Source organism: Acinetobacter bouvetii, from assembly GCF_902753875.1.
In the GTDB taxonomy this organism is placed as follows: Bacteria; Pseudomonadota; Gammaproteobacteria; order Pseudomonadales; family Moraxellaceae; genus Acinetobacter; species Acinetobacter bouvetii_A.
Genome location: NZ_CADDTS010000023.1, coordinates 43,221 through 65,088, shown reverse-complemented (window position 1 = coordinate 65,088; position 21,868 = coordinate 43,221). Strand labels below are relative to the sequence as shown.

Sequence of the window (21,868 nt, the reverse complement as noted above, 5' to 3'; positions counted from 1 at the left end):
GGGCTTGAATTCCATGCAAAATGAGATCGTCGCACAAGTTTACCCTTGGCAACAAAGTGTTTGGGAAACCCTGACCGGGCGCTTCCCGAAGCTGGGTCATGGCTTGCTGTTTTACGGTAAAAAAGGCTGTGGCAAGGAAGCTTTTGCGCAATATTTTTTGGCGTGGATACTTTGTAGCAATCGTCATGTGCATAATGCGCCGTGTGGTGAGTGTGGCAGCTGTCTGTGGCTGAAATCGGACACCCACCCGAATTATGTTTATATCAGTAACGATGAAGACAATAAAAAACAAAATGCCAAAATCAAGATTGAAAAAATTCGGGATTTATTGCCTTTTGTTCAGCAAACTGTAGATGGCTGGCGTGTCATTGTAATTGAACCGGCAGAAGCCTTGAATACGGCATCTGCCAATGCCTTGTTAAAAACGCTGGAAGAACCGGGTGAGCGGGTGGTAATTATTCTACTGGCGGATCATTATCTGAAACTTCCTGCCACCATTCGTAGCCGTCTACAGCATTTTGCCCTGGATCGCATTTCATCGATTCAGGCGGATGGTTATTTAACAGAACATTTACCTGATTTAGATCAAAACCAAAAACAGTTGTTGATGAACCTGTCCAATCAAATGCCACTCCAAGCCATCCAGTTGGCAGAAATGGAATGGCTGCAGAAACGACAGGAGTTTTTAACGGACTGGCATAAACTGGTCACACAGAAAAATATGCCGATGGCCATTGCGACCAAGTGGAATAAAGCACTGCCTTTTAGTGACTTTGCGCAAATGTTTGAATACTTGTTGTCTGATTTGATTTGTGTCAAGCTAAATCAGCAGGTCAAAAACTCAGATCTGGATCTGAGCGGGTTGGCAGAACACTATACATTGAAATTTTTATTTACGATTTATGCTGACTTGCAGCAATCGAAACGGTTTATTGAGCAAAACGTACAAAGCAATTTAGTGCTTGATCAATTGTGTATAAAACTAATGAACATTTGAATATTTTAAGGGGAATAAAATGCAACCACGTATGGGCGGTATTATTCAGGCCAATATCCCGGACAAAGACACCTTGTATGCCAGTTATATGCCTTATGTGGTGGGTGGCGGACTCTTTATTCCAACCAAACAGGCAGTAAAATTGGGTGATGAAGTTTTTGTATTGGCCACCTTACCAGAACAATCACAAAAAATTCCTCTGACAGGCAAGGTAATCTGGGTCTCACAAAAGCAAAATGGCATCAAATTACAGGGATTTGGCATGCAGTTGACTGGGGAAAAAGGTGTTTATTACAAATCAGAAGCTGAAAAAATACTAACAGGTATTAAGTCTGAAGGTCGAACTAGTTACACTATGTAGGTGTTTAAACGATTTAGGATTTCACCGTGTTTGTAGATACTCACTGCCATTTAACCTTGCTGGATTTAACACCTTATGAAGGTGATCTGGATTTGGCATTAGCACAGGCGCGTGAAGCGGGCGTATCCAAGTTCATGAGTATCTCGGTGGATCTGGATGATCATATAGAGCTTGCGAAAATAGCCGCACGTCACGCGGATGTTGGATACAGTGTCGGGGTTCATCCCTGTGAAGATCCTGACACGATGGCTCGTGCAACCACTGATTATTTAATTGAATTGGCTCAACCAGAAAAAGTCTGGGCAATTGGTGAAACCGGTCTGGATTATTTTCACAGCACCGATTTTATTGCAGAGCAAAAACAATGTTTTGCCCGTCATATCCATGCCTCACAAGCAGTAAAAAAGCCTGTAGTGGTACATACACGTTCAGCCAAGCACGATACAGTCGATATTATTCGTGCAGAAAAGTCGACACATGGCATTTTGCACTGTTTTACTGAAGACTGGGAAACAGCCAAAGCCGTGCTGGACTGCGGATACTATGTGTCATTTTCCGGGATTGTTTCGTTTAAAAATGCCCAGGATTTGCGTGATGTGGCCAAGCAGGTTCCACTGGATCGGGTCTTGATTGAAACAGATAGTCCTTATCTGGCACCCGTACCATATAGAGGAAAGTCTAATGAGCCAAAATACGTTCCCTATGTAGCCAAAGCCTTAAGTGATGTATATGATAAGTCGGTTGAGGAAATCGCTTTCATTACAATGCAAAACTTTGAAAACCTCCTTAATTTAAAGTAAATCATTAGAATTGGTCTAAGCGCAAAAGAGAGTGACAGAGTGAAGATGGATCGTCAGGCTCAGTTTCGAGCAAGAGAAGCGTTAATTTTTCAGGTTGCAGAGCAACTGTTATTAGAAAATGGCGAATCAGGGATGACGCTTGATGCGTTGGCCGCAGAACTCGATCTTGCAAAGGGAACTTTGTATAAGCATTTCCAGAGTAAAGATGAGTTGTATATGCTGCTTATTATCCGTAATGAGAACATGTTGCTAGAGATGATTAAGGATTCCGAGAAAGCCTTTCCTGAACATCTGGCTTTCTTTATGCTGCACCATTTGCATCATCCTGAACGGACAGTGTTGTTCCATCAGATCGAGGAGCGGCTGTCCACGACCGGTATTGGCATCAATCTGTTATTTAGTGAGCTGTATCAGGTCAGAAAGCACCGCTTGCGCATCATCATTCGGATGACGGAAAACTATCTTGAAAGCATCCAGAGCCATATGACGGTTCGGGACTATCTGGCATCGATTTGGGCGCTAACCCTTGGTGCAGCTGCAATCCTGAATTCGAGCTTTTACCAGCGCTATTTAGGTTCACGCGACACTTTACGCGTGGCTTATATTGATCAGGCCTTAGCAATGCCGAAACAACTGAGTTCTACCGAACAGTTTGCTTAAAGGTATGCCATGAAGTCAGCGCAATCATCATCCATTCGTGGTTTTACCCTGATAGAGTTGATGGTGGTTATTGTGATTATGGCGATCATGGCATCCTTAATTTTAAGCAATATCAATGGGGTAGATCAGCGTAAGGCCATGCAGGCGCGTGAAGTGTTTATAATGGATTTGCGCAGGCTGAACCGGGAATCCACCGATCAGGCCCGTATTTTCGCTTTGGATGTCCAAAATGCGACCGATGTTTCACCATTTCGTTATGGGGTGCTTGAATATCTGCTGTCATCTCAGCCCTCAACAACAAACCCTATACTGTCCGAAAATAAAAAATGGCAAGCGTATGCTGAATTTAAGCAGCGCAGTTTGCCAGAGCGGGTCAGTTTTCAAGTGCAGCCGCTCGATCAAGCCTATGAAAATGCCAATAATGACGATTTGCTGAATTCAAATGCCCCTAAACTGGTGTGGTTGGGCAACGGGGAAGCCAAACCTGTCCGTATTCAATTTTATTTCGAACAGCGTCCGATAGGTGCAGAAATCGAAATTGACCATTTAGGTAAAATCAATGAACGCTAGAGATTTTGGGCAGAGTGTTTCGTCTCGTGTAGCTGTGAAACAAGGTTTTACTTATCGCTGCTCCTCAAACACAGTTTTTGGACTTTCTTGCGAGGAAGCACCTCTCAGGTCGAGTGTTACTCGATTTAATCTTCACTCCGAGCATAGCTCTTCGTCTTGCGCAGCGGTAAAACAGCGTTTCACTCATCGCTGCTCAGGATTTACCTTATTGGAAGTGATGGTAGCTTTGGCAATTTTTGCGACAGCTGCGATTGCTTTTACCAAAGTGGCCATGCAATACACTCAGGCGACATCGAATGCCATTTTAAGAACCAAAGCACAATTTGTGGCATTGAATGAAGTTGCCCTGATGGAAATCAATCAGGAATGGTTGCAGGGAACTCAGTCCAAGCAAGTCACTCAGCAAGGTGAAAGCTGGCAAATTGACAAAGCGGCGCAATCGACCATTAGTCCTAATGTACAGCGTATAGAAGTACAGGTTAGTTTGCTGAATAACGAAACGGGCAAGGTTGAATCTGGAGTGACGCATTTGGTATTTTTTAACTATAAGGCCAAAGTTTGATGCAAGAAAAAAATAAAAAAAATCAAATGCTAAGCTTGCTACAGAGAACTTCATTTTACACGAAGAAAAAGAATCTTGCCTTAGGCTTTACCTTGGTAGAATTACTGGTCGCAATTGCTATCTTTGCTGTACTTTCAGCTTTGGGGTGGAAAGTCTTTGATTATATGATTAAAGTTAAAGATCGTAATGCTGAGCATGAGCTGCAGTTAGGTCAATTACAAGAAGCCTATCAGCAAATTTTGCGAGATACCGTGCAAGCTGTGCCTGTAAATGCCAATATTAATCATGAGCTTCAACCTGCTTTGGTTTTGCAAAATGGTCGTTTTAATTTTAGCAAAACGGGAGTTACTGATCCTTTACAGCAGGGTATGTCCCCTGATGAGCGGGTAGAGTATCAATATCGTGCAGATGAGAAAAAACTCTATCGTTTGAAATATCGTCATTTAAATGGCAATGGTCGAGATCAACCTGAATCTAGTGTGTTGTTAAATGATGTCGAGCAGTTTGACACTGTAGCCTTGAATCCCAATGAAACAGCCACATGGCCAGATGGTCAAGTGGACTTAAATGATGATACGCAAACACAGCTGTTACCCAAAGGGATTAAAATGAAATTAACAGTGAAAGGGGTGGCCTATGAATGGATTTTTAGCCTGTTAAATACTGACTATTTAAGACAGCAAAATACTAATCAGAACAGCAATTCAAATAATAATTTAAACAATCCAACTTCGTAAGGTTAAAACAATTGAGCAGGAAGCAGCATCAGGGCATTGCCTTAATCACAATTTTGGTCATGGTGGCATTGGCTACGATTCTTGCTGCGACAATTGCTAAACGTCAGGCCAATACTGCGGAAAATACCGCCTATCTGATGCGTCAAAATCAGTCATTGCTGTATGCCAAAAGTGCAGAAGCCTTTTTTTCAGAACTTTTGGTTGATGATGCTGAAAATGCCGGTGAGGTCGATCATCTGCAAGAAAATTGGGCCAAACCTATGCCGGCATTTCCTGTCGAAGATGGATATGTATCTGGAGTTTTGCAGGATGAATCTGGAAAATTCAATTTAAACAGTTTGGTGAATGACGATGGTACCCCCAATCCGCTGGCCAAAGCATGGTTTGAAAAGCTTTTGCTGCGTGTGGGGTTGCCTGAACAGCTGAGTGAGGCAGTCATTGATTGGCAGGATGCTGATGATGAAACCATTGGCGCAATGGGAGCGGAAGCCAGCTATTATCAAGGTTTGCCGCAAGGTTATTTGGCACCTAACAAGAAATTTCATAGTGTAGAAGAACTTAAACTGGTACGTGGTTTTGAAGGAAAAAAATATCTGCAAATTGCTGATTATGTGACTGCAGTTCCGACCTCTGACAGCAAGGTGAATATCAATACCGCACCGGCCATGGTCTTGGTGAGTCTGGATCCCAAACTGAATATTAATCAGGTGCAACAGGCTATACAGCAGCGTCAGGCCAAATTGGAGCATTTCTCCAATCTGAATGAACTTTGGGCCATTGAGCCGTTTAGTCAGGTCAGTGACGAGAATCGGAATGCGGTCAATGATCTGTTAGGTGTGCAATCCAATTACTTTAAGGCCAAAATTGAAGTGTTGTTAAGTGAGCGTAAGCGCCAGTTCAGCACGGACTTGCTGCGTAAGGATCAAACTGTATCGGTAATTTATCGTAGTATGGCACCCTTTAATCCGTTACAGCAACCCACTCAATAAGTCTTGAATTTAGTCTGTTTGTGCAGGATATGTTTTGCCAATCAGCTTGAACAGGAAAATAAATGCGCAGACTTTCACTTTTGCTTTATAATTAATTTTAATTCACAGATTTTTGATTGCATCACGGCACATGTTAATTCGTAAGTTATTTAAGTTTGAAAATGCTCATATTGTGCGAAATTGCACATCGGATCGCTGTAAGCGTTCGATTCATGGTCACAGCTATAAGGTTGAATTATTGCTTAAGGCTTCGAAGCTTGATCATGGTCAAATGGTCTATGATTTTGGATTATTAAAAGGCGTGATCAAGGATATTTTTGACAGTTTTGATCATGCCATTTGCTTCTGGCAACATGATGATGCGGACTATATTACAGCATGTAAAAAATTTAGTGCACGCTGGGTCTCCTTACCGGTTTCGCCATCAGCAGAGCAGTTTTCACGTATTTTTTTCTTCCTGGCACAACAGGTACTTGCATCGACCATTACCCAAAATGGGGAAGGTGATGTTGAAGTTTACTCGGTGATTGTGCATGAAACCGATACCGGTTATGCGCAAAGTTTTATTGAAGATATAGAAAATGCCCAAATGGGTGCATTGAGTTTGGAACAAATCGTATTCTCTGAACAAGTCCAGATAGAGTGGGCTGATCCGTCAATGTATGAGAAATTACAACAAGGCATTAAATTTCAAAACCCAATGGTTGATCTGCAAGTTCAAATTTAAAGATATTTAAACAATCACTGGACATGATGCTAAAGAATTAGGAAGTTATATGTTTTTAACGGAACAGCAGCAAGCTAAACTTGATAAAATTCAGTTGGATGCAAGCTGGAAGAGTGCATTGAGCGATTTTTTGCTCAGTACTAAAATGGATGATTTAAAACAGTTTCTTGTTACTGAAAAACATTCAGAAAAAGTGATCTATCCACCTAGTTCACTGATTTTTAATGCTTTAAATACAACACCATTGAATCGCGTCAAAGTCGTGATTATTGGTCAAGATCCTTATCATGGACCAAATCAGGCACATGGTTTAAGTTTTTCTGTACAAAGAGGGGTTGCATTACCGCCGTCTTTACGTAATATTTTCCATGAGTTAAATACAGATCTGGGTCTTTCTATTCCAAAACATGGGGACTTAACTCGGTGGGCAGAGCAAGGCGTGTTACTGTTAAACGCCGTATTGACTGTTGAAGCGGGTCAACCGACTTCACATCAAAAGAAAGGTTGGGAAGATTTTACTGATCATGTAATTGATGTGCTGAATGAACAATGTGAGCATATTGTGTTTATCCTGTGGGGGGCGTATGCACAACGAAAAGGGCAACGTATTGATCAAAACAAACATTTGGTCTTAAAGGCTGCACATCCTTCTCCATTGTCGGCAAATCGTGGTGGTTTTTTTGGTTGTAAAGTATTTTCCAAGGCAAATAATTATCTGAAACAAAATGGCATTGAGCCTATAAATTGGCAGCTGGACGCATGACACAATCTCCTGAATTAAAAATTTATCATCCTGATCTTATTGTAGAAGAAGCAAGAAATGGCTGGCGCATCGTTCGTCTGAATCGCCCGAAATCTCTACATGCTTTGGATGAATCCATTGTTACGGCACTTCTGGAAGTGTTTCAAGATTTTCAATACGATGACGCCGTAAAAGCGATTTGGCTCGATTCAACTACACCGAAAGCGTTCTGTGCTGGTGGAGATGTCCGTAAACTTCGTCAGTTGGTGATTAATGATGAAGTAGATACTGCAAATAAATTCTTTGAGCAAGAATATGCTTTAGATTTGCTGTTACATAATTATGCCAAGCCTGTCCTGGTTTGGGGTGAAGGTTATGTGATGGGTGGTGGATTGGGCTTGTTTATGGCTGCACCGTTTCGTTTGGTGACACCTTATTCGCGGTTGGCAATGCCTGAAATCAATATTGGTTTATATCCGGATGTGGGGGCGACACGCTTCTTGGCAGACCGTGGTGCCATTGGTTTGTTTACCGGTCTGACGGGGTCAATCATGACCTCTGCGGGTGCTTATGGTATTGGCTGGGCGACTCATATTTGCGATGCACAGCGTGATAACGTGCTGGAAAAAGTCCTCAATATTGACTGGGGGCATTATCCTGCAGGGGATTACCGCGCCATTGATGATACGCTGAACAGTATGCACCGTCCGGTTGGTCCGGGGCCATTGCAGAACTCATTGGATGTCATTCAAAGTGTTTGCCGTGGGGTGAGTTTTGAACATGACTACGAATCGATTATTGGCTTAAGTGATGCGCGCAGTGACTGGTTGCGTCAAGCCAGTGAAAACCTGCAAAAGGGTTCTCCAGCGACTGCTGCATTAACGTGGTTGTTATGGCAATGGGGTAAACATGTTCATTCGTGGAATGAAGTGTTTGAACTGGAAACGCAAATTTCTGACTGGAAGATTCGCCATCCTGACTTTGTGGAAGGTGTTCGTGCTCGGTTGGTAGATAAGGATCTTTCTCCAGAATGGAAAAAAGGCAGTGATTGCTCTTTAAAGGCAATTTTATCTGACTGTCCTCCGGTAACAAATATTCAAAGCTGGAATGATCTGTTAAAACATTATGGAATCATTAGCTAAATCTATGACTGATGCAACACAATTGACTGATGAATACTGGATGCAGTTTGCTTATGAGCAAGCTGCCATTGCGGCATCAAAACAGGAAATTCCAGTCGGTGCGGTAATTGTTAGTCAAAATAAAATTATTGGGGCAGGCTATAATGCCCCAATCTCTTTAAGTGATCCGACGGCACATGCGGAAGTCCAGGCCTTGCGCCAAGCCTGTGCGCATTTGAATAATTATCGGTTGCCTGACGATTCGGTGCTTTATGTCACTTTAGAACCTTGCACCATGTGTGTTGGAGCATTAATTCATGCGCGTGTATCCAGAGTGGTCTTTGGGGCAACAGAACCCAAAGCCGGTTCTCTGGTCAGTGCACGTAGACTATTTGAAACGGGTTACTACAATCATGTCTTTGCATTTGAGCAGAGTGTTTTGCATAGCGAATGTTCAGAGCAACTCAGCCTGTTTTTTAAAATGCGTCGTGAGCAGAAAAGACAGCAAAAATTACAAGAAAAGGCCTTAAATGATCAAGGCTAAAGCGTATGATATTTGCTATTTCTATTTCATAAAACAGCACAATAACTTTTAGGATCTACTATGAACTCTATTACCATACAAAAAGAATTTAATGCGCCAGTAGAACAGGTATTTGAACTATTGTCTAAACATGCAACTTATAACGTGGCTTTTGCGCCAGTGCAGGTTGTGCGTGTGAAAGATTCAGCAGATCCTGAGCGTCCGGATGGAGTTGGGTCTGTGCGTCGTATGGGGTTTGGCCCAGTTAAGCCACTCCAAGAGCAAATTACACTGCTTGAGCCGAATTCACGCATTGAATATAAAATTATTAAAAACCCATTGGTGAAGCATCATTTGGGCGTGATTCAATTTCAGCGCGTTGATGGTGAGAAAACTTTAGTGACTTATACGATTGAATTACAAGCACGTGCACCTTTTGTCAGTAAATTAATCCTTGCACAGCTTAAATCAGCGATTAAACTTGGTTTTTCTAAACTCGCAAAAACTGTATAGGGAATGGCGGAAAAGGCAATGACAGTAAATATTATTACGATTGATGGGCCAAGTGGTTCGGGTAAAGGCACATTAGCGGCAAAACTGGCGTCGCATTACCAATATCATTTATTGGATTCAGGTGCGCTGTATCGATTGCTGGGGCTGTCATTGTTTAATAAAGGCTTGCTTGAAAAGTTAGATACAGAACTTGAAGCCTGTACCCAAATTGCAACAAATTTAGACATACAGTTTGTTACAACTCAAACTGGCATGACGGTATTACTAGAATCAGTTGATGTAACACAACAGATTCGTACTGAACGCGTGGGAGAGTATGCTTCAAAAGTTGCAGCAATTCCTGCACTTAGAGCTGCTTTATTGGCGCGTCAACATGCATTTGCTCAAGCGCCTGGTTTGGTTGCTGATGGTCGTGATATGGCCACTTCAATTTTTCCAGAGGCGCAAGCCAAGATATATTTGACGGCATCGGCTGAATCTCGTGCACAGCGTCGTGTAAAGCAGTTGCAGGGGATGGGGCTGGATGCTAAAATAAACGACATTTTAGTTAATATCGAAGCTCGCGATAAACGAGATATGGAGCGCACAGTCGCGCCACTCAAGCCTGCTTCGGATGCGTATATTATCGATAGCTCTAATTTAAGCATTGATGATGTATTCAAGTTGATGACAAATTATGTCGATCAACAATTAACAAATTAAAGAATTTTTCAGCAGAAGCATAGCTTGATCAGTTCAATATGGACTATGTAGACGCTTAATTAAACCGGCCTTGTCTGATCCAAGACCGCTGACTTATCGGAAATATCATGACCGAATCTTTTGCAGCCCTCTTTGAAGAAAGCGAATTAAACCTCAACGTTGAAAAGGGTGCTGTCATCCAAGGCGTTGTAGTAAGCATCGACTCTGACTGGGTAACAGTTGACACTGGCCTTAAATCAGAAGGTATTGTTGACCGCGCTGAATTCCTAAACGACCAACGTGAACTTGAAGTTCAAGTTGGTGATACTGTTGACGTTGTTGTTGAAGCTCTTGACAACGGTATGGGTCAAACAGTTTTATCACGTGAAAAAGCTAAACGTGCTGAAACTTGGACTAAACTTGAAAAAATCTTTGAAGACGGCGAAATCGTTACTGGTGTTATCTCTGGTAAAGTTAAAGGCGGTTTCACTGTTGACATCGGTCCAGTTCGTGCGTTCTTACCAGGTTCTTTGGTAGACACTCGTCCTATCCGTGACACTACTCACCTTGAAGGTAAAGAGTTAGAATTCAAAGTAATCAAACTTGATGCTAAACGTAACAACGTTGTTGTATCTCGTCGTGCTGTTATGGAAGCTGAATCTTCAGCTGACCGTGAAGCTCTTCTTGCTCAGCTTGAAGAAGGTCAAACAGTTACAGGTACTATCAAGAACCTTACTGATTACGGCGCATTCGTTGACCTTGGTGGTATCGACGGTCTTCTTCACATCACTGACATGGCTTGGAAACGCATCAAGCACCCTTCAGAAGTTGTTGAAGTTGGTCAAGAAGTTACTGTTAAAGTACTTAAATTTGACCGCGAACGTAACCGCGTATCTTTAGGTCTTAAACAATTAGGCGAAGATCCATGGTTAGCGATCATGAACCGTTACCCTAAAGGTTCTATCGTTAAAGCGCGCGTAACTAATCTTACTGATTACGGTTGTTTCGCTGAAATCGCTGAAGGCGTTGAAGGTTTAGTACACGTTTCAGAAATGGATCACACTAACAAAAACATCCACCCATCTAAAGTAGTTCAGATTGGTGACGAAGTTGATGTTATGGTTCTTGAAGTTGATGAAGAACGTCGTCGTATTTCTCTTGGTATCAAACAAACTCGTGCTAATCCATGGGAAGAGTTTGCTAAAGACCACGACAAAGGCGAAAAAGTTTCAGGTACTATCAAATCAATCACTGATTTTGGTATCTTCATCGGTTTACCTGGCGGTATCGATGGTCTAGTTCACTTGTCAGACATCTCTTGGAACGAACAAGGCGAAGAAGCTATCCGTCGTTACAAGAAAGGTGACACTGTTGAAGCGGTTATCTTGTCTGTAGACGCTGAAGGCAACCGTATCAGCCTTGGCATCAAACAAATGAACAGCGATCCGTTCAACGATTTCTTGGCTGCTAACGAACGCGGTGCGCTTGTTAAAGGTACTGTAACTGCAGTTGACGCTCGTGGCGCGACTGTTAAGTTAGCTGACGAAGTTGAAGCGACTCTTAAAGCATCTGAAATCAACCGCGACCGCGTTGAAGATGCAACTAAGTTCCTTGAAGTTGGTCAAGAAGTTGAAGCTAAAATCATTAATGTAGACCGTAAATCTCGCTCTATCAACTTGTCTATCAAAGCGAAAGACGAAGCTGAAGAGAAAGAAGCAGTTGCTAACTTACGTCAAGCAACTACTGGTCAAGACAATGGTCCTAAGACTATTGGTGATTTGATCAAAGCTCAAATGAACCACTAAGTAGGCGTTAAACTGTATTGTTAATGTAAATTAACTAATACTTTTTACACAAATACTGTAAACGGTAGCGTAGTATTAACTTATTACGCTACCGTTTTGTATTTAAACAGGTTATTATCGGATCATCTACAAAGTAGCTTGATAATTAAAGAGGTCGCAGATGACTACGGAAGCACTGAATAAGTCTGACTTAATAGAGCGGATTTCCCTAAAAAATCCACACTTAGCAGAGCCTTTGGTTGAAGAAGCTGTTAAAATTATGATTGATCAAATGATAGCCGCGTTATCATCTGATAATCGTATTGAGATTCGTGGTTTTGGTAGTTTCGCTTTGCATCACCGTGATCCACGTGTGGGTCGTAATCCTAAGACAGGTAAATCTGTTGAGGTCGCTGCTAAAGCAGTTCCGCACTTTAAACCTGGTAAAGCATTACGTGATGCGGTAAACGAATCTGCATAGTCATAAAAAATTATGGGGTGTTTATGCGTTACGTTTTAGTCGCATTATTAATAGTACTTTTTGGCTATTCATTAGCCCTTGTACTACAAAATGGTACCGAACTTACGGTTGACCTGTTGTTTACTCAGGTGCCGGCAATGCGTTTGGGTCTGTTATTATTATTGACCTTGGCTTTAGGTGTGGTATTAGGTTTGTTGTTAGGGGTACAAATTTTTCGGGTATTTCAAAATAACTGGGAAATTAAACGACTACGTAAAGACATTGAACATCTTCGCAAAGAACAAATACAAGCTGCACAGCTGGCAGCAGCTGAGGCAGCAGCCCATAGCAGACATGAAAAAACGGTTTTAGACATCCATCCGGAAGACAGATCGTCTAATCCTTTATAGTGTCAGATTTGGGTATTATTTTAGGTTTTAACTCTATCAGTTTAAAACCAAAGGTTTAAAAGTTTTGAAACACCCTGAAGAAATTTCTTCAGGGTGTTTTTTTATACGTTAATTCTGTACGTGAGATTTAAAATAATAACTTGAATGAACATGGTTTTATCGCTTTGTGAAAGCTTGGAATAACTCTTATAATAAGCTCAATTTTTTGTCTGAGTGAAGGTAAGTCTCTTGAGTATCATTGTTGCACTGGATGCTAAAAGCCAATATGACGCGTTAACGATTGCAGAACAATTGGATCCTGCATTATGTCGGGTGAAAGTTGGTAAAGAGCTATTTACTCATGAAGGCCCAAGTGTGGTGAAGGCATTGCATGACAAAGGGTTTGAAGTTTTTCTGGACTTGAAATTCCATGATATTCCAAATACTACAGCTCAAGCTGTTTGTGCAGCAGCAGACCTTGGTGTATGGATGGTCAACGTTCATGCATCTGGCGGACGCAAGATGATGGAAACCTGTGTGGAGCGACTGAAGGCTGGAAACTATCCTACTCAGCTGATTGCAGTGACTGTATTGACTTCAATGGGGCGTGAAGACTTAAAAGATATTGGTTTGGATATTGAGCCATTTGAACAGGTGCAGCGTCTTGCGAAACTTACTCAAGACAGTGGTTTGGATGGTGTAGTTTGTTCAGCTCAAGAAGCGAAAATGCTGCGTGAAACTTTGGGCTCTAAATTTGCTTTGGTGACACCGGGTATCCGTCCAGCGGGTTCTGCTGCGGACGATCAAAAACGTATTGTGACACCGAAACAAGCAATGATAGATGGTTCTACACATTTGGTTATTGGTCGGCCAATTACCAAATCAGAAAATCCGCGTCAGACTTTGAAAGATATTTTGGCGACGTTGTAAGTATTCGCCCTCTCTCTAACTCTCTCCCAAAGGGAGAGAGGAGAAATCCCTCCTTTTTAAAGGGGGACTTCCTGCCTTTGTTAAAGGGTGAGCAGCACTGCTGCGCAAGGAGCGATTTTTATAAGGCCGCCAATACACTCACTAAAATTGGCGCAAGTACAGAAAGAATAAAACCACTCACCATCGCGTGCGGAATAAAGTCATTACCGCAAGCCTGTTTCACCATTGGCAGGGTGACATCCATCGCTGTTGCACCTGCTGAAGAAATTGCAGAACGTGGGTAACGCCAGCCAATAATATACATAAACACAATCGCTAGGATTTCTCTAAACAAATCATTCATCAGCGCAATACTGCCTAAATGCGCATTTTTGAGTTCAGTCACTACAATCCCAGTCATGGAATAAAAACCATAACCTTGGGATAGCATAATCAGATCTTTTAAACTGATATCTTGAATGAGTGTAGCTGTAACAAATGCACCCATTAGTGACCCAAGGATACAACCCAAAGGCACCAATAAAATTTTCCAGTTTAACCAGGATCTGTCTAGTGGTGAGTAGGCAAGGTCCAAACCAATCAAGAACATGAACACCAACAATAGATGCCATGTACTCAGGTGCAAGGTGTAGCCTAGGTTTGCGACAGATTCAGAGAGTGTATAACCCACTCCAAGAGCAATAAAAGCATAACTGATATTAATAAGCGACTTACTGACTAAGCTCATAGAGACTTTGCCATGACTAGGCTGGTAGCCTAAAAGTTTGAATAATACATAGCAGCAGATAAATGCGCCTATGCTGGTCAAAAAGGCTAAAAGTGCAGCATGATTCAAAATTTGCCAAGGTTGGGCAATGGTATGCAATGTTTGGGTAAACTCAATGGCAATTGCAATGAGTAAGATATAAGTAAAATAGGGCAGAATTTTAAAGGCAATGCGTTCTAACCATTGCGGTAAACGTCTAGCCAAGACAAATCCAAGTACCAAACAAATGAGTAACTGGAAAATCAACCAAAAGGATTGCATAGGATAATAAAGATTAATAAATACCTGTGTATTATGACGATTAAACCTTGAGCCTGCAGTAATTCCTGCAGTTTAATTTAGAGGATGATTAGCCAGAATATTAAATGGTCTATTCTGTGACCAAAAGACATTGATATGACTAGCTTGGAATGTAAATTTTCATAAGGGGGTAAAGGGTAAGTGTACCAGTCTATGTGCTTAGTAAGCTGCGCATATGGATTTAATCCATCACGTATTCCGTCTGTTTAACCTCTATTTTTGGCTATTGAAATATGGAAGGTAGAGATTAGCTGTTCGCACAAAGTTATATCCAGAAAATTGATAGATTCGGCAATTTGCAAGGGTAAAAAATTATAGTAAAAATTAAGGGTTATCTTTTTTTGAAAGTGTTATGAAACGATCAGTACTCAGCTTGATGTATTTGGTTCAAGGTATGCGTAAAGCAGGAGTACCGGTTGATCATAAGCTTTTAAGTATTGGGCTGCGCGCAGAAGCTTTGGATCCAAGTTCAACGATTTATCCTGGTCTGGAACGGGATGTGCTGAAAGTGATAGGCGAAGGCGTTGCACCAGAAGTTGGTTTATTGATTGGGCAGCATTATACACTTGCGGGCTACGGTCCCTTGCTGATGCTGTTGGTCGCCAGTGATAATCTGCATATCGCTTTGCAGCAGGGTATTCACTTTCAGGCCTTAACTTATTTAACCGGATCTTTAAGTCTGAAATATCAAGAAGATCTGGTGGCTTTGTGTTACTTCCCTCAAGATTTAAAGAGTGATCTGGGATTGCTGCAAGCACAATGTGAGATTTCTGGAAGCTATAAATTTATTCGGGATCTTTATCAGATGATGGGTTTGCCTATTCCTCACATGCATATTGAATTGCCATTTGCAGCGCCTAAAGATCAGCAATCTTTAGAGAAGTATCATGAATATTATGGTGCTGATTTACAGTTTGGTTGTTCTTGTGCAGCCTTCTGGTTTGATCAGGCATTGTTAAGTGTGCAAATTCCATCGACAGATCAAATGACTTTCAAAATCTATGAAAATAAATGCATGGCCGAATTGCAGCGATTAAAGGTAGATGAGCCGGTGCCTTCATTGGTACAGCGGGTACAGGATTACTTGGAATTACAGCAGGGTGTTATGCCGACCATGGCAGAAACTGCCCAAGCCTTACAGATTCCAGAACGGACATTGCGGCATCAATTGCAACAATTGCAAAGCAGTTATAAACAGATTCGTGAACAACTGATTAAAGACAAAGCTTTAAGGTTGATTGAATATAAAGAGTACTCTATAGAAATGATTGCGGAGTTACTTGGTTATTCAGAACCGGCAGCTTTTAATCATGCTTTTAAAAGATGGTTTGGATACAGTCCACGCCAGTATTTTAAATAGTTTTGTAAATAGCCTAAGTATATTAATGCCAAAGTGTTATATATTCCATCTCAATCTTCGCTATACTTTTAATAGCCTAAAATAGTATTCAATGATATGTCAGAATTAAACTCTAAGCACAGCACAGCCTTTACTCCTTTGTCACCTGCGGAGCGTTATGCTCAAGCACTATCTTCTGGTCAGTTCATGCCGGATGAAGCACAGGCTCAAGCTGTACATGAATTGGATCGTGTCTGGCAGGAATTGATTCAGCGCTTTAAAGCATCAAAAAAAGCGTTTCGTCGTTTTCGCCGTCAAACATCACCGCAAGGTGTCTATATGTGGGGCGGTGTAGGGCGTGGTAAAACCTGGTTAATGGATCAATTTTTTGAGTCGATTCCGTTTCGTCGTAAAATGCGCATGCATTTTCATCATTTTATGCAGCATGTACATCGCGAGCTGAATAAATTGTCGGGACAGCGAAATCCACTGGATTTGGTGGCAGATCAGATTTACCAGCAGGCTGTGGTGATCTGTTTTGATGAATTCTTTGTCTCCAATGTCACAGATGCCATGATTCTAAGTGAATTGTTCCAGAAGTTGTTCACCCGTGGCATTACTTTGGTGGCAACGTCAAACATTGCGCCAGATGGTTTATATAAAAACGGCATTCACCGTGACCGTTTTATGCCGACTATTGAAATGGTGAAAAAGAACTGTGTCATTTTGAATGTGGATGCTGGCGTAGATTACCGCTTACGTGTGCTCAAGCAAGCGCAACTGTTCAAGCACCCATTGACACATGAACATCAGCTCTGGATTGCACAGCGTTTCACTGCCTTAACGCAAACTCAAACCCAGTCACAAGAGCCAATTATCATCAATAACCGTATTGTAGAAACGATTGGTCATACTGAAGATGTGTTGTGGTGTGAATATTCAGAATTGTGTTTGAAGCCACGTAGCCCGGCAGATTTTATTGAGATTGCCAATATTTATAATACCGTGCTGGTCAGCAATGTGCCGCATATGACAGATTATCTGTCTGAAGGCACGCGCCGTTTCATCTACCTGGTCGATGAGTTTTATGATCGCGGTGTCAAGCTGCTGCTCACTTCGGAAGACAGTATTATTGAGATTTATCAGGGCGAGAAACTGGCTTTCGAAATTGAACGCACGCGTTCACGTTTACTTGAAATGCAGTCCGATGATTATCTGAATTCTGAACACCGACAAATACAAGGTTCAGCTTCAGAAGCGAGCTAAATATCAAGCGCCGAAAGGCGCTTTTTTAATAAAAATTCTTTGATTGTTTTATCGACATTTTGTGATATTCGTGGCTTAATCTTTGCTCGAGAGTAAAAGAAATAAGGCTTTTGCGCGGTTTTAATGCAAAATTCTGCACTTAAGTCTAATTTCGACATTTAAAAAACTTTATAAACTATAAAAAGGTATTCAGGCAGATAATAATGTTGCATTCCTGATCTTTATTTTATTGAATGATGGCTATATTTATTTATTGAAAAATGGTCACTATTTAGGAATGTGATAGTACTATTCAGCTAGGTATAAATCGGTATACTAGAATCTCTTGTTATAAAAAGTAGCAATATCAGGAAAGACAATGACTGCACGTATTCAAAAAGGCAAGTTAGCGATTGCTAAAGAACTTTACGATTTCATCGAAAATGAAGCATTACCGGGTTCGGGTTTAGACAGTGAAACTTACTGGAAAAACTTTGAACAAGTCGTTGTCGATCTTAGCCCAAAGAACAAAGCACTATTGGCTAAGCGTGACGACATTCAAGCGAAAATTGATGAATGGCACCGCAACAACAAATTTGAACTCGAAGCTTACAAAGCTTTCCTTACTGAAATTGGCTACTTATTACCAGAAGTAGAAGATTTCCAAATCAGCACAGAAAATGTAGACGAAGAAATCGCATTATTGGCTGGTGCGCAATTGGTAGTGCCTGTGCGTAATGCACGTTACTGCTTAAACGCTGCGAATGCACGTTGGGGTTCATTGTATGACGCACTTTACGGTTTCGATGTCATCTCTGAAGAAGGTGGCGCGGAAAAAGGTAAGGGCTATAACCCGGTTCGTGGTGACAAAGTTATCGCATTTGCTAAAAACTTCTTAAATGAAACTTTCCCGCTGGCAAACGGTTCGCATGCAGATGCAACCAAATATGCGGTCGAAGGCAAAAAATTAGCTGTAACGCTCAAAGATGGTTCAACGACGACTTTAGCGAAAGAAGCTCAATTTGTTGGTTTCAATGGCGATGAAGCCGCACCAGTTGAAATCGTACTTTTGAACAATGGTTTACACGTTGTTATCGAAATTGATGCAACCAGCCCAATTGGCAAAACTGACGCTGCTGGCGTAAAAGATCTTGTACTTGAAGCTGCAGTAACCACAATTCAAGACTTGGAAGACTCAATTGCAGCTGTAGATGCTGAAGAGAAAGTTGAAGGCTACCGTAACTGGTTAGGCTTAATGAAAGGTACACTTTCAGAGTCTATCGAAAAGAATGGTAAAACGGTTACACGTACTTTAAACAAAGACCGTACTCACAAAAACTTAATCGGTGGTGAAACGACTCTTCACGGTCGTTCGTTAATGCTTCTTCGTAACGTTGGTCACTTGATGACAAACCCTGCGATTCTTGTAGATGGTGCTGAAATCTACGAAGGTATTATGGATGCGTTAGTTACTCCATTATTGACATTTGCAGACATTAAAGGCGAAAACGAAAACAAGAACTCTCGTAAAGGTTCGATGTACATCGTTAAGCCAAAAATGCACGGTCCAGAAGAAGTGGCGTTTGCTGTTGAGTTATTCGAGCGTGCTGAACAAGCCCTTGGTTTACCAGCGAAGACTTTGAAAATCGGGATCATGGATGAAGAACGTCGTACATCTGTGAACTTGAAAAACTGTATCGCTCAAGCGAAAGATCGTACCATCTTCATCAACACGGGCTTCATGGACCGTACAGGTGATGAAATCCATACATTTATGGAAGCTGGTCCATTCGTTCGTAAAGGCGAAGTGAAGTCACAAATCTGGTTCCCTGCGTACGAAAACCGTAACGTAATGATCGGTCTTCAAGCGGGTCTACGTGGTAAGGCACAAATTGGTAAAGGAATGTGGCCAAAACCAGATATGCTTGCTGACATGTACAAAACCAAAATTGAGCATCCAGAAGCTGGCGCAAGCTGTGCATGGGTTCCATCTCCATCTGGTGCTGTAATTCACGCAATCCATTACCATCAATGCAACGTGTCTGAGCGTCAAAAAGAATTATTGAACACTCAGCCATTATCATTAGATGATTTGTTGACACCGCCATTAGCAACAGATACAAACTGGACTGCTGAAGAGAAAACCAAAGAACTGGAAAATAACCTACAAGGTATCTTAGGTTATGTGGTTCGTTGGGTTGATCTAGGTGTGGGTTGTTCGAAAGTTCCAGATATCAACGACGTTGGTTTGATGGAAGACCGTGCAACTTTACGTATTTCTTCACAACACGTTGCGAACTGGTTACGTCACGGTATCGTAACGGCTGAGCAAGTTGAAGAAGTGTTCAAGCGCATGGCGAAAATTGTGGACGAGCAAAATGCCAATGATCCACTGTATACGCCAATGGCACCAAACTTTGACGGCTATGCATATCAAGCTGCGTATGACTTGGTATTTAAAGGTGGTGAACAACCTTCTGGTTATACAGAGCCACTTCTACATGCTGCACGTTTAAAATTAAAAGGTTATACAGGTGACTAATCCTGTAAATTAAAAAAAGCCTCTTCGGAGGCTTTTTTTAATTTATAAAGAATATAAAAAATTGAGTATTTACAGTATGTATTTTTGGAATGTAAACCAACTAATTGAAGACTTAAAAAGTAATCGCATCACACAGGCACAATATAAAAATTATTATATTGCAAGCAGCATTTTAATCTTGCTGTCATTCTTTTTAGTGGTGATTACTCCAGAGCAGCCTGTACGATTGAATTTTGCTGTTTTTTTAGTAAATTTAGGCCTGTTGATTAGCTGGACTAATGCTATATTTAAGATAAATGGCGGAGAAAATGGACAGCAATTTCTCAACCGTTATTTTGCTCTGTATTTGCCAATAGTGCTTAAAACTTTAGTGATTTTTATTGCAGTTATCGTGCTGCTTGATGTTGTTTGGATGGGCTTTTCGGAACGATGGAGCACAGAAGAACTGGAAAAAATCAATTTATATAAAGATGCCTGTATTGATCCAGTTTTTAGTTTTTTTGTTTATTGGCGCTTATATGCTGCTATGCAAAAACTGAATCGAGTTAATACCTAACCTTTGTTTAAATACAGATTTATAAAATTTTAAAGCCTCAGCAGGGGCTTTTTTATTGCATGAAGATAACATGACGTGCAAAAGTGAATTTGTTCTGTGATGGTATCAAACGTAATCGTTTGAATAAAATAGGTCTGATCTGAAATAAAATTTATGCCCAGATTAAATCTGCAATTTGCGCTGGTTGTAGATACAAAGAAGTATAGCAAGGCTATTAGATTGAGATCAGGCCAATGCACATTTAGTGGTAAAAAAACTCTGGGCTACGGTGCTTTAATAGACAGTGGATTTTGTAAGAATTTAGCCGTACACATTGGTTAACGTTTCCAGCGATGAGGTAAAAGTAAAAACAAGGGCACGACGTTATAATGAGCCGTGTTCTCTGCTAAATGTTATCGTATGTGTGCTAACTTCAAACCACTTACTCTAGATCAGATACGGGATTTAAATCTTCCTGATATTCCATTTGAATATCCAGATGAAGTCTATCCGAACTATGAGTTGCCCTTGCTGTTTAAATCAGATCAGGGTTTGGAATGGCGTAAGGTACATTTTGGTTTAATTCCAAAATGGGCAGAAGATAAAAATATTGCTCTTAAGACCTACAATGCCCGAAATGAAACACTCCTGCAAAAACCAAGCTTTAGCGAAGCAATAATGAAGTGTAAGTTTGGAGTAATACCCGTCAATGAATTTTATGAGTCAAAATATTTTGATTCTAAACCCCAGCGCTGGGGAGTAAGGCGTAAAGATGGTAATGCGATTTATATCGCAGCGTTATATGAGATCGCGCGGTTAGGAGATGAAATTGTTCGTTCAGCAACCATGATTACGATGGATGCGATAGATCACCCTATGATGAAGGAGTTTCATGAACCTGGAAGTGTTAAACGCTCAGTGATTGTAATTCCACACGAGCGTTTAGATGAATGGCTTGGCTGGAACTCTCCGGATATTCATTCTTTTGTAGAAGGATTTCCGGAGGCTGAGTTTGAATGCTCACATGTTCCTAAAGCGATAATCAGAAAAACCAGTCCCCAGCTGAATTTTTTTGATTAAGCAAAATTAATGCGATAAATTTTTGAAAATATGTTTAAGGCTTTCCATCATTTTTTCAATTTGTAATGGTGTTAGACCTTCAAAAGACTGCTCTAAAACCACATTCGTGAGATCATTAATCTTCTGTGTCATTTGTTTCCCTTTTTCTGTGAGGACTACACGGGTAATTCGAGCATCATCTTCACAAGAGTAAGTATCCACCAAGCCTTCATCCTTTAATCGATATACAATTTTAGTTGTAGTCGACATTTTGGATACGACCATATCTGAAAGATCGGATACACTTGCATGCGGTTTTGACTGCAATGCAACAAGAATACGGCGGCGAGAATTATCTAAACCATATTTTTTTAGGGCATGATCTACATTCTGTACTTGTTGAGCATGTACCTGCGTAATCCAGTAGTATGGAAAATCTTCTAATTTAAAATCTTCCCCAGAAGGTAAAAACTTACTGTATTTTTTTGTCATTGAGTTTTTCTCCCCAATTAATTGTTGTATTTGTATTTTATTAT

At 41.1% G+C, this 21,868-nt stretch carries 24 protein-coding genes and 1 pseudogene; 23 read left to right on the top strand and 2 right to left on the bottom strand.

Going from position 1 to position 21,868, the window contains the following annotated elements:
* The first annotated feature begins 13 nt into the window (after nucleotides 1-13).
* The 18 genes and pseudogenes from FB6_RS06375 to pyrF all read left to right on the top strand — a co-directional run bounded on the left by FB6_RS06375 (nucleotide 14) and on the right by pyrF (nucleotide 13,546).
* A complete protein-coding gene (locus FB6_RS06375) occupies nucleotides 14-997 on the top strand; it encodes a DNA polymerase III subunit delta' (RefSeq protein ID WP_174559203.1) in 984 nt (327 codons plus the stop codon).
* Between the two features lie 19 nt (nucleotides 998-1,016).
* Entirely contained in the window at nucleotides 1,017-1,358 is a 342-nt protein-coding gene (locus tag FB6_RS06370; protein WP_174559202.1) for a PilZ domain-containing protein, read from the top strand.
* Nucleotides 1,359-1,384: 26 nt separating this feature from the next.
* Nucleotides 1,385-2,158 carry a TatD family hydrolase gene (locus tag FB6_RS06365; RefSeq protein WP_174559201.1) on the top strand — a complete coding sequence of 258 codons (774 nt, stop codon included), beginning with the start codon at nucleotides 1,385-1,387 and terminating at the stop codon, nucleotides 2,156-2,158.
* Between the two features lie 45 nt (nucleotides 2,159-2,203).
* Nucleotides 2,204-2,818, top strand: a complete 615-nt coding sequence (locus FB6_RS06360; protein ID WP_174559200.1) for a TetR/AcrR family transcriptional regulator — start codon at nucleotides 2,204-2,206, stop codon at nucleotides 2,816-2,818.
* Nucleotides 2,819-2,827: 9 nt separating this feature from the next.
* The gene (locus tag FB6_RS06355; protein WP_174559199.1) at nucleotides 2,828-3,388 is read left to right on the top strand and encodes a type II secretion system protein; all 561 of its coding nucleotides are present in this window, start codon (nucleotides 2,828-2,830) and stop codon (nucleotides 3,386-3,388) included.
* Between the two features lie 187 nt (nucleotides 3,389-3,575).
* Nucleotides 3,576-3,950 (top strand): annotated as a pseudogene (gene gspI, locus FB6_RS06350) (type II secretion system minor pseudopilin GspI); the annotation flags it as partial.
* A 26-nt stretch (nucleotides 3,951-3,976) separates the two neighbouring features.
* Complete coding sequence (gene gspJ / locus FB6_RS06345; RefSeq protein ID WP_254592203.1) at nucleotides 3,977-4,687, top strand: type II secretion system minor pseudopilin GspJ; 711 nt, start codon at nucleotides 3,977-3,979, stop codon at nucleotides 4,685-4,687.
* A gap of 11 nt (nucleotides 4,688-4,698) precedes the next feature.
* Entirely contained in the window at nucleotides 4,699-5,676 is a 978-nt protein-coding gene (gspK, locus tag FB6_RS06340; RefSeq protein WP_174559197.1) for a type II secretion system minor pseudopilin GspK, read from the top strand.
* Nucleotides 5,677-5,806: 130 nt separating this feature from the next.
* Entirely contained in the window at nucleotides 5,807-6,403 is a 597-nt protein-coding gene (locus FB6_RS06335) for a 6-pyruvoyl trahydropterin synthase family protein (protein WP_174559196.1), read from the top strand.
* A gap of 49 nt (nucleotides 6,404-6,452) precedes the next feature.
* Nucleotides 6,453-7,166, top strand: a complete 714-nt coding sequence (gene ung / locus FB6_RS06330) for a uracil-DNA glycosylase (protein ID WP_174559195.1) — start codon at nucleotides 6,453-6,455, stop codon at nucleotides 7,164-7,166.
* Nucleotides 7,163-8,287 (top strand): enoyl-CoA hydratase/isomerase family protein, encoded by a 1,125-nt coding sequence (locus FB6_RS06325; protein WP_174559194.1) that lies wholly within the window; start codon nucleotides 7,163-7,165, stop codon nucleotides 8,285-8,287. Before ung ends, FB6_RS06325 begins: the two co-directional genes overlap by 4 nt.
* A gap of 4 nt (nucleotides 8,288-8,291) precedes the next feature.
* On the top strand, nucleotides 8,292-8,810 hold the full coding sequence (gene tadA, locus FB6_RS06320; protein ID WP_174559193.1) for a tRNA adenosine(34) deaminase TadA: 519 nt from the start codon (nucleotides 8,292-8,294) through the stop codon (nucleotides 8,808-8,810).
* A gap of 60 nt (nucleotides 8,811-8,870) precedes the next feature.
* Entirely contained in the window at nucleotides 8,871-9,302 is a 432-nt protein-coding gene (locus tag FB6_RS06315; RefSeq protein WP_106985795.1) for an SRPBCC family protein, read from the top strand.
* A gap of 18 nt (nucleotides 9,303-9,320) precedes the next feature.
* Entirely contained in the window at nucleotides 9,321-10,004 is a 684-nt protein-coding gene (gene cmk / locus FB6_RS06310) for a (d)CMP kinase (protein WP_117007573.1), read from the top strand.
* A 107-nt stretch (nucleotides 10,005-10,111) separates the two neighbouring features.
* Entirely contained in the window at nucleotides 10,112-11,788 is a 1,677-nt protein-coding gene (rpsA, locus tag FB6_RS06305; protein ID WP_174559192.1) for a 30S ribosomal protein S1, read from the top strand.
* 160 nt (nucleotides 11,789-11,948) lie between these two features.
* Nucleotides 11,949-12,248 carry an integration host factor subunit beta gene (locus FB6_RS06300; protein WP_174559191.1) on the top strand — a complete coding sequence of 100 codons (300 nt, stop codon included), beginning with the start codon at nucleotides 11,949-11,951 and terminating at the stop codon, nucleotides 12,246-12,248.
* Nucleotides 12,249-12,271: 23 nt separating this feature from the next.
* Nucleotides 12,272-12,637, top strand: a complete 366-nt coding sequence (locus FB6_RS06295) for a lipopolysaccharide assembly protein LapA domain-containing protein (RefSeq protein WP_174559190.1) — start codon at nucleotides 12,272-12,274, stop codon at nucleotides 12,635-12,637.
* A gap of 213 nt (nucleotides 12,638-12,850) precedes the next feature.
* On the top strand, nucleotides 12,851-13,546 hold the full coding sequence (gene pyrF, locus FB6_RS06290; RefSeq protein ID WP_174559189.1) for an orotidine-5'-phosphate decarboxylase: 696 nt from the start codon (nucleotides 12,851-12,853) through the stop codon (nucleotides 13,544-13,546).
* A 118-nt stretch (nucleotides 13,547-13,664) separates the two neighbouring features.
* Here the strand turns inward: pyrF and FB6_RS06285 are convergent, their stop codons facing one another.
* On the bottom strand, nucleotides 13,665-14,573 hold the full coding sequence (locus FB6_RS06285; protein WP_174559188.1) for a lysine exporter LysO family protein: 909 nt from the start codon (nucleotides 14,571-14,573) through the stop codon (nucleotides 13,665-13,667).
* 391 nt (nucleotides 14,574-14,964) lie between these two features.
* Between FB6_RS06285 and FB6_RS06280 the strand changes: the two genes are divergently transcribed.
* The 5 genes from FB6_RS06280 to FB6_RS06260 all read left to right on the top strand — a co-directional run bounded on the left by FB6_RS06280 (nucleotide 14,965) and on the right by FB6_RS06260 (nucleotide 21,353).
* A complete protein-coding gene (locus FB6_RS06280) occupies nucleotides 14,965-15,972 on the top strand; it encodes an AraC family transcriptional regulator (protein ID WP_174559187.1) in 1,008 nt (335 codons plus the stop codon).
* Nucleotides 15,973-16,068: 96 nt separating this feature from the next.
* On the top strand, nucleotides 16,069-17,217 hold the full coding sequence (zapE, locus tag FB6_RS06275) for a cell division protein ZapE (protein ID WP_174559186.1): 1,149 nt from the start codon (nucleotides 16,069-16,071) through the stop codon (nucleotides 17,215-17,217).
* Nucleotides 17,218-17,575: 358 nt separating this feature from the next.
* Nucleotides 17,576-19,738, top strand: a complete 2,163-nt coding sequence (locus FB6_RS06270; RefSeq protein WP_174559185.1) for a malate synthase G — start codon at nucleotides 17,576-17,578, stop codon at nucleotides 19,736-19,738.
* Between the two features lie 76 nt (nucleotides 19,739-19,814).
* A complete protein-coding gene (locus tag FB6_RS06265; RefSeq protein ID WP_174559184.1) occupies nucleotides 19,815-20,294 on the top strand; it encodes a hypothetical protein in 480 nt (159 codons plus the stop codon).
* Nucleotides 20,295-20,693: 399 nt separating this feature from the next.
* Nucleotides 20,694-21,353 (top strand): SOS response-associated peptidase, encoded by a 660-nt coding sequence (locus FB6_RS06260; protein WP_174559183.1) that lies wholly within the window; start codon nucleotides 20,694-20,696, stop codon nucleotides 21,351-21,353.
* Between the two features lie 6 nt (nucleotides 21,354-21,359).
* Here the strand turns inward: FB6_RS06260 and FB6_RS06255 are convergent, their stop codons facing one another.
* Entirely contained in the window at nucleotides 21,360-21,824 is a 465-nt protein-coding gene (locus FB6_RS06255) for a MarR family winged helix-turn-helix transcriptional regulator (protein WP_174559182.1), read from the bottom strand.
* Nucleotides 21,825-21,868: the final 44 nt, after the last annotated feature.

Excerpts from the sequence above, each read along its gene's own strand:
- FB6_RS06375 (WP_174559203.1), top strand. The coding sequence starts at position 14 with ATGCAAAATGAGATCGTCGCACAAGTTTACCCTTGGCAACAAAGTGTT.
- FB6_RS06370 (WP_174559202.1), top strand. The coding sequence starts at position 1,017 with ATGCAACCACGTATGGGCGGTATTATTCAGGCCAATATCCCGGACAAA.
- FB6_RS06360 (WP_174559200.1), top strand. The coding sequence starts at position 2,204 with ATGGATCGTCAGGCTCAGTTTCGAGCAAGAGAAGCGTTAATTTTTCAG.
- FB6_RS06355 (WP_174559199.1), top strand. The coding sequence starts at position 2,828 with ATGAAGTCAGCGCAATCATCATCCATTCGTGGTTTTACCCTGATAGAG.
- gspJ (WP_254592203.1), top strand. The coding sequence starts at position 3,977 with ATGCTAAGCTTGCTACAGAGAACTTCATTTTACACGAAGAAAAAGAAT.
- FB6_RS06335 (WP_174559196.1), top strand. The coding sequence starts at position 5,807 with ATGTTAATTCGTAAGTTATTTAAGTTTGAAAATGCTCATATTGTGCGA.
- ung (WP_174559195.1), top strand. The coding sequence starts at position 6,453 with ATGTTTTTAACGGAACAGCAGCAAGCTAAACTTGATAAAATTCAGTTG.
- FB6_RS06325 (WP_174559194.1), top strand. The coding sequence starts at position 7,163 with ATGACACAATCTCCTGAATTAAAAATTTATCATCCTGATCTTATTGTA.
- tadA (WP_174559193.1), top strand. The coding sequence starts at position 8,292 with ATGACTGATGCAACACAATTGACTGATGAATACTGGATGCAGTTTGCT.
- FB6_RS06315 (WP_106985795.1), top strand. The coding sequence starts at position 8,871 with ATGAACTCTATTACCATACAAAAAGAATTTAATGCGCCAGTAGAACAG.
- cmk (WP_117007573.1), top strand. The coding sequence starts at position 9,321 with ATGACAGTAAATATTATTACGATTGATGGGCCAAGTGGTTCGGGTAAA.
- rpsA (WP_174559192.1), top strand. The coding sequence starts at position 10,112 with ATGACCGAATCTTTTGCAGCCCTCTTTGAAGAAAGCGAATTAAACCTC.
- FB6_RS06300 (WP_174559191.1), top strand. The coding sequence starts at position 11,949 with ATGACTACGGAAGCACTGAATAAGTCTGACTTAATAGAGCGGATTTCC.
- FB6_RS06295 (WP_174559190.1), top strand. The coding sequence starts at position 12,272 with ATGCGTTACGTTTTAGTCGCATTATTAATAGTACTTTTTGGCTATTCA.
- FB6_RS06285 (WP_174559188.1), bottom strand. The coding sequence starts at position 14,573 with ATGCAATCCTTTTGGTTGATTTTCCAGTTACTCATTTGTTTGGTACTT.
- FB6_RS06280 (WP_174559187.1), top strand. The coding sequence starts at position 14,965 with ATGAAACGATCAGTACTCAGCTTGATGTATTTGGTTCAAGGTATGCGT.
- zapE (WP_174559186.1), top strand. The coding sequence starts at position 16,069 with ATGTCAGAATTAAACTCTAAGCACAGCACAGCCTTTACTCCTTTGTCA.
- FB6_RS06270 (WP_174559185.1), top strand. The coding sequence starts at position 17,576 with ATGACTGCACGTATTCAAAAAGGCAAGTTAGCGATTGCTAAAGAACTT.
- FB6_RS06265 (WP_174559184.1), top strand. The coding sequence starts at position 19,815 with ATGTATTTTTGGAATGTAAACCAACTAATTGAAGACTTAAAAAGTAAT.
- FB6_RS06260 (WP_174559183.1), top strand. The coding sequence starts at position 20,694 with ATGTGTGCTAACTTCAAACCACTTACTCTAGATCAGATACGGGATTTA.
- FB6_RS06255 (WP_174559182.1), bottom strand. The coding sequence starts at position 21,824 with ATGACAAAAAAATACAGTAAGTTTTTACCTTCTGGGGAAGATTTTAAA.